Raw genomic sequence first — 6227 nt, forward strand, 5'->3', positions numbered from 1 at the left:
TACTAAAAACAATGGAGATAAACATTATGATTTGCTTTAAACCTAAAAATGAACATATTAATCCAGAATTGAACCTGGACATTAAACTATATTACTGCGGAAACGGAGATTGTGAGAATGATTTTTCCTGGGGACCCGGTATAAAGGCCCACTATAAACTTCATTATATTCACAGTGGATACGGAACCTTTAAATCAGGAGACACCACCTATCACCTCTCAAAGGGTGAGGGTTTTTTAGTATGCCCAAATGTACTTGTATCTTATACCCCCTGTTTAGAAGACCCATGGAATTATTCTTGGGTAGCTTTTAATGGCGTTAATGCAGAAACTTATTTAAATCGTGTAAAACTAAATTCTAGTAGCCCTGTATTTAAATGCACACAGGAAGATCACGTTAATAATTGCTTTCAAGCTATTTTTGATTCTACTAAATGTGAAAAATCTATGGATTTAAAATCCATTAGTAACTTTTATAATCTACTATCCATTTTAATAGAGGATACAATTGTACTTAGTACAGATAAAAATTCTATTAAATATAAAGAAACATATATAAAACAGGCAATTGAGTTCATAGATACTAATTATTCTAGAAAAATAAGTGTACAAGAAATTGCAGGCTATGTTGGAATAAATAGAAAATACCTAAGCCAGCTATTTTCAGATATACTTAATATCCCCCCACAAAATTACCTTATAAATTTCAGACTTCAAAAGGCCTGTGATTTACTCACAAGCTCAACCTTATCCATTAATGAGATATCAAATTCCATAGGGTATAATGACCCATTTTTATTTTCAAAAATATTCAAAAAACACAAAGGGATTTCCCCAAAGTGCTATAGAGATAATATTCTAAAATAAAAATATTGGTTTATATGAAAGGTTGTTTATTATGGACATAATTATAGGCATGATAATTACATTTTGTGTGTTGATTTTTTCTATTTTTAAAGGAATATTTGTAGGCTTTCCACTGCTACTCGCATTTTTTATTTTTGTATTCATTTCATTAAGACGAGGCTTTTCATTAACCGATGTTATTAAAATGTCCATTGATGGAGGCAAAAAATCTTTTATTGTCTTAAAAATATTTGTTTTGATAGGGAGCATTACTGGTATATGGATGGCTTCAGGAACGGTCCCAGCTATAATATATTATGGAATAACATACATGAATCCAAATTTTTTTATTCTATATGCATTCATAATAAGTTGTGTTGTATCTTTCATACTGGGCACTTCTTTAGGAACTGTAAGTACTGTCGGGGTAGCATTAATATTAATGGCTAAAAGTGGCAACGTAAATGTAAATATTGCAGCAGGTGCTATTATTGCCGGATCCTACTTTGGAGACAGATGCTCCCCAATGTCATCTAGTGCAAACTTAATTGCAAATTTGACCAAAACAAATCTTTACACAAACATATGGAATATGTTTAAGACATCAGTAATACCCTTTATCTTATCTGTAGTTATTTATCTCATTATTTCATTTAATCAGCCCCTGAATTTAATACAAAGTAATATAGATACTGAAATAATAACTATTTTTAAAATTAACTGGATTATTTTATTCCCTGCGATATCTATTTTAATTTTTTCACTGTTTAGAATAAATGTTAAAATTTCTATGTTTATTAGCATTGTACTCGCCTCAATTATAGCTATAATATTTCAACAATATACACCGATAGAAATATTAAATTTTTTATTTTTAGGTTTCCAATTAGATGAAGCTAGCTCTCTTCAAAACATACTTAAGGGTGGAGGAATTATCTCCATGTGGAAACCAGCCTTAGTTGTTTTTATATCCTGCGCCTTGGCGGGCATATTTAATGGAACAAATATGTTGAAAAAAATAGAAGGTATTTTAATGAGTGCAAAAACACGCTATACCCTTTTTATCTATACAGCTATTACTAGTATTATTACTGCTGCCTTTGGTTGCAACCAGTCTATTTCCATTGTTTTAACCCACCATCTTATGAATAAGAGCTATGATGACAAAAACGTGGATAACTATAAGTTATCTTTAGACTTAGAAAATACTGCAGTAGTACTTGCTGCACTAATTCCATGGAATATAGCAGCTTTTGTTCCCACCATGACAATGGAAGTGAGTAGTATAGGTTTTGTACCCTACGCCTTTTATCTATATCTCGTTCCAATAACTAACATGTTACACCTTAAGATACTAGAAATAAAACATAGAAAAGTGCTAATTAATAATACGATAAAAACCGACTTACCTTAAATAGATAAATCGGTTTCACCTTAATTACTTCCCGCTAAATATCCTGTAGAAAATGCCATTTGAAGATTATACCCTCCGGTTTCAGCATCAATATCTATAACTTCTCCTGCAAAATAAAGATTTTTTACAAGTTTTGATTCCATAGTCGAAGCATTTATTTCTTTGACTTTAACTCCACCTGAAGTTACTTGAGCTGCTTTAATTGATAGTGTTTCTCTAGCTGTTAGCCTCATTTCCTTCATATAACCAATTATTTTATTCTCATCTACCTTCTTTAAATCATTAACCTTAACCTCAGTTAATCCTAACATATTAAAAATTTCCTTTAAGAAGTTTTGTGGAAGAGTGCCTTTTAAATTGTTAAGTACAGTCTTATTTGGGTTTATCCTCATAATCTCTGATATTTCAGCTTTAGACGTGTCTCTTAAAAAGTCTAAAATAACTTGTACCTCACCCTCTACTAAAGCTTTATTTATATAAGATGAAAGCTTTAATACTGCTGGTCCCGATATTCCAAAATGAGTGAATATCATATCACCAAACTTTTCTATACTCTTCTTTTTAAGTTTAGCTGAAATTAAAACATCCCTCATTGAAACACCTTGTAAACTCTTAACAAACTCTTCTTTTATAACCAAGGGAATTAATGCAGCATGTAATGGTGTTATAGTATGTCCGTGATCACTTAACACTTCAAACATAGAACCATCTGAGCCCGAATCCGGGTAGCTCTTTCCTCCAGTTGTTATAATTACTTTTTCTCCTGAAATTCTTTTTCCCTCGTCAGTTATTACACCCTTAACTGTTCCATCTTTAATAACTAACTCTTGGACTTTACTGTTATACAAAATCTTAACGTTATTTCTTTCTAAGTCACATTTTAAAACTTCTATAACTTCATCTGCCTTATCACTTTTGGTATATATCTTTTGGTCAAGTTCCTCCTTATATTCTAAACCATTTTCTCTAAAATACTCTAAAAGTTGAAGATTTGAAAATGTATAAAGAGCACTATATAGGAACTTTTTATTACTTACTATTTTATCAAAAAATTCCTCTATATCGCGATTATTTGTAATGTTGCATCTGCCTCCACCTGTAAGTTTTAGCTTGGCACCAATTTCTTTATTTCTTTCTATTAATATAACTTCATTATTTTTTGATGCACTAATGGCTGCCATAATTCCAGCAGGACCGCCACCAACAACAATAACTTTTAACATAAATACACCTCATTAAATTTCATTTGTTTGTTTTATTATAATTTATTATAATCAGTATTTCAAATATTATTTTACGTTATTGCTTTCTATTGTTTTGACAATTTTTAAACAGGGTAATTTATTTCATTAGGGACATTATATAAACGATACAAAATTTCTTATTGATGGAGGTATATATATGAGTGTATTTGAAGGCATATTTAAAAAGGTGATGCCCTAGCAAAGAGATTATGGATGATACAGCAAAAATCAAACTTCGCAAAGAAGAACTTGATATCGCCAAAAGCCGGGTTCAAAAAGGTGACGTAGAGATTGGTAAGGAAATTATAGAAGAAGTAAAAACCGTTGATGTTCCTGTAGAACGTGAGGAAGTAGTTATTGAAAGAAGAACTATAACCAATGAATCAAGTGATTCACCTATAACAAACGAAGAAACCATTAAAATCCCTGTAAGTGAAGAAAAAGTTAATGTAGGTAAGCATACGGTGGTAACAGGGGAGATTTCTGCTCACAAACGTGTATTAGAAAATACAGAGCATATAGATGAAACCCTTAAGAGAGAAGAGTCTCGGATAAATAAAACTGGCAACGCTGATATAATTGACGATGGTATTGATAACTAATAAAAATTATAGAACATCTCCGAATCTTAATTAGATTCGCGAGGTGTTTTTTAGAATAGATGGAGGTGAAATTATAATAAAAAATTCCACAGAAAAAGCCAATGATGATAAGGATGCTACCTTTAAATTTAAAAAAGAGCAACTTGATATATCAAAGGATTGGGTTCAAACCGGAGACGTAAATATTTATAAGGAGTCTTCTATAGTTGATAAAATCTTTACTGTGCCTGTCGAAAATGAATATCTCGTTATAGAAAAAAAATCCTTGCCTCATCTACTTCCAAGGATAAAGATACTGCAGATATCATTCGTATACCCCTTAGCAATGAAAAAGTTGAATTCACAAAGGAAAATGTTACTTTAGAGGATGTATCCATATATAAACAGAAAATAGAAGATATAAAAAGATTTGAAATAACCCTAAAAAGAGAGGAACCTAAAGTTAAAGTTTCTGGTTGCTTAAAAATCAAGGATTGAATAAACTAAAGCATCACACTGCTAGAGGGTGTAAATTATTTTGTGTATTCTCTTTCTTTAAGCAAAATAATTGGATTATTTAATTTTGGAAAAACGTTAATAAATTAGAAAAAATTTGTTACTTTATCTTTACTTCTCAGTATATTATTTCCATCCTTTATTACTAATATACCTTTTAAATGGCAGAATAAGATGATGTTGAGAAGTAATTTAAGTGGTTATTAATGAATAATACATTAACGGGCGATCTTTGGATGGTCCGTTTTACTTGTTTAAGATGATAAAAAAAGCAATGAATTTTAGGGGGTTGGGGGACGGAGTCCCAAAGCTACGCTCCTTCATTTAAGATTTCACTAAATATTATATTGAGTTGGCTAATGACAAGATCCCAATTTGAATATACTCTACTCCATTTCTTACTTACTTTCTCAGTTGCCAAATATAGCATCTTCATAAGACTTTCATCGTTTGGAAATATAAGCTTTGTTTTAGTTACTTTTCTAAATTGGCTGTTGAGGCTCTCTATAGCATTTGTGGTGTATATAATTCTACGAATATAATCTGGAAATACAAAGAAAGTTATAAGATTATCCCAATTATCTTCCCAGCTCTTTATTGCATTTGGATACTTACTCACCCATTTTTCTTTTGCAAAATTTAAATTTTCTAGCGCAAGATCCTCATTTACTGCGCCATAAACGGCTTTCAAATCTTTTGCAAATGCCTTCTTGTCTTTATGCGGTATATATTTCATACTCGCTCTCAGCTGGTGAATTATACAACGTTGTATCTTTGCAAAAGGATATACAGCACCTATTGCCTCCTTTAGTCCACTTAAGCCATCTACACAGAACACCAAAACGTTCTTAAGGCCTCTGTTTCTAAGGTCATTAAGCACCGAAAGCCAAAACTTACTGCTTTCATTTGCTCCTATCCAAATGCCAAGCACCTCTTTTTCACCATCCATATTTACGCCTAATACAACGTAAGCTGCTTTGATTATAATATGTTTGTCATCACGCACTTTAAAATGTATTGCATCCATAAAAACAAATGAATATGTCTTTTCGAGAGGTCTGTTTTGCCATTCTGTAACTAAAGGAAGTATCCTGTTCGTTATATTTGATACCATCTCGGCAGAGATATCAACATCATATAGATTTTTGATTTGCTCTGATATGTCTCTTGTAGTCATTCCTGTTGCATAAAGAGCCGTTATTTTATCTTCAATACCATTTATATTCCTTTGATACTTAGGTAATATTTTAGGCTCAAATTCACCATTTCTATCACGTGGTATATTAAGCTCTACTGCTCCAAGTTCAGATTTCACGGTCTTTTTAGAATAACCATTTCTACTGTTTGGAGTTTGTTTTTCTGATATATCATATTTGTCATATCCAAGTTGCGAATCCATTTCTGCCTCTAGTGTTTCCTGAAGAATGTCTCTAAACATACCCTTCATAGCTAACAAAACCTCATCTGGGCTTGTGAACTTCTGCTCGTTGATATAATCCCTTAAAATTTCTTTTGAAATGTTTGACATAAAAATACTCCTCCTTACAATCTTTGATAATCACTTATCTCAATTATTGCCAAGAAAGAGTATATTTTATTCTGTTTACACAAAATTATTTACAGGCCC

7 protein-coding genes are annotated in these 6227 nt (G+C 31.5%); 5 read left to right on the forward strand and 2 right to left on the reverse strand.

All coding sequences use genetic code 11. The features are described from left to right. The first annotated feature begins 26 nt into the window (after nt 1-26). Both ACJAX4_RS02645 and ACJAX4_RS02650 read left to right on the forward strand, forming a co-directional pair. A complete protein-coding gene (locus tag ACJAX4_RS02645) occupies nt 27-866 on the forward strand; it encodes an AraC family transcriptional regulator (protein WP_435787906.1) in 840 nt (279 codons plus the stop codon). Between the two features lie 31 nt (nt 867-897). Then, on the forward strand, nt 898-2259 hold the full coding sequence (locus ACJAX4_RS02650; protein WP_435787907.1) for a Na+/H+ antiporter NhaC family protein: 1362 nt from the start codon (nt 898-900) through the stop codon (nt 2257-2259). 20 nt (nt 2260-2279) lie between these two features. Here the strand turns inward: ACJAX4_RS02650 and ACJAX4_RS02655 are convergent, their stop codons facing one another. Next, entirely contained in the window at nt 2280-3482 is a 1203-nt protein-coding gene (locus ACJAX4_RS02655) for an NAD(P)/FAD-dependent oxidoreductase (RefSeq protein WP_435787908.1), read from the reverse strand. 230 nt (nt 3483-3712) lie between these two features. On the opposite strand from ACJAX4_RS02655, the gene ACJAX4_RS02660 reads away from it, so the two are divergent. From ACJAX4_RS02660 to ACJAX4_RS02670, 3 genes are read left to right on the forward strand one after another with little or no spacing between them, the layout of a single operon-like run. Then, entirely contained in the window at nt 3713-4105 is a 393-nt protein-coding gene (locus ACJAX4_RS02660; protein ID WP_435787909.1) for a YsnF/AvaK domain-containing protein, read from the forward strand. Between the two features lie 43 nt (nt 4106-4148). Then, nucleotides 4149-4469: a DUF2382 domain-containing protein gene (locus ACJAX4_RS02665; protein WP_435787910.1), complete on the forward strand. Its 321-nt coding sequence runs from the start codon at nt 4149-4151 to the stop codon at nt 4467-4469. Then, nucleotides 4418-4582 (forward strand): DUF2382 domain-containing protein, encoded by a 165-nt coding sequence (locus ACJAX4_RS02670; protein ID WP_435787913.1) that lies wholly within the window; start codon nt 4418-4420, stop codon nt 4580-4582. The genes ACJAX4_RS02665 and ACJAX4_RS02670 overlap by 52 nt, the downstream gene beginning before the upstream one ends. A gap of 328 nt (nt 4583-4910) precedes the next feature. Here ACJAX4_RS02670 and ACJAX4_RS02675 read toward each other — a convergent pair whose 3' ends face one another. Next, entirely contained in the window at nt 4911-6128 is a 1218-nt protein-coding gene (locus ACJAX4_RS02675) for an IS256 family transposase (RefSeq protein WP_435787911.1), read from the reverse strand. Nucleotides 6129-6227 lie beyond the last annotated feature (99 nt).

Origin of the sequence: Clostridium sp. (genome assembly GCF_051278035.1) — a bacterium.
Classification (GTDB): Bacteria; Bacillota; Clostridia; order Clostridiales; family Clostridiaceae; genus Clostridium_AD.

Bases quoted from the DNA above. Each gene is read 5' to 3' on its own strand.
- ACJAX4_RS02675 (WP_435787911.1), bottom strand. From the start codon at position 6,128: ATGTCAAACATTTCAAAAGAAATTTTAAGGGATTATATCAACGAGCAG.
- ACJAX4_RS02645 (WP_435787906.1), top strand. From the start codon at position 27: ATGATTTGCTTTAAACCTAAAAATGAACATATTAATCCAGAATTGAAC.
- ACJAX4_RS02660 (WP_435787909.1), top strand. From the start codon at position 3,713: ATGGATGATACAGCAAAAATCAAACTTCGCAAAGAAGAACTTGATATC.
- ACJAX4_RS02655 (WP_435787908.1), bottom strand. From the start codon at position 3,482: ATGTTAAAAGTTATTGTTGTTGGTGGCGGTCCTGCTGGAATTATGGCA.
- ACJAX4_RS02650 (WP_435787907.1), top strand. From the start codon at position 898: ATGGACATAATTATAGGCATGATAATTACATTTTGTGTGTTGATTTTT.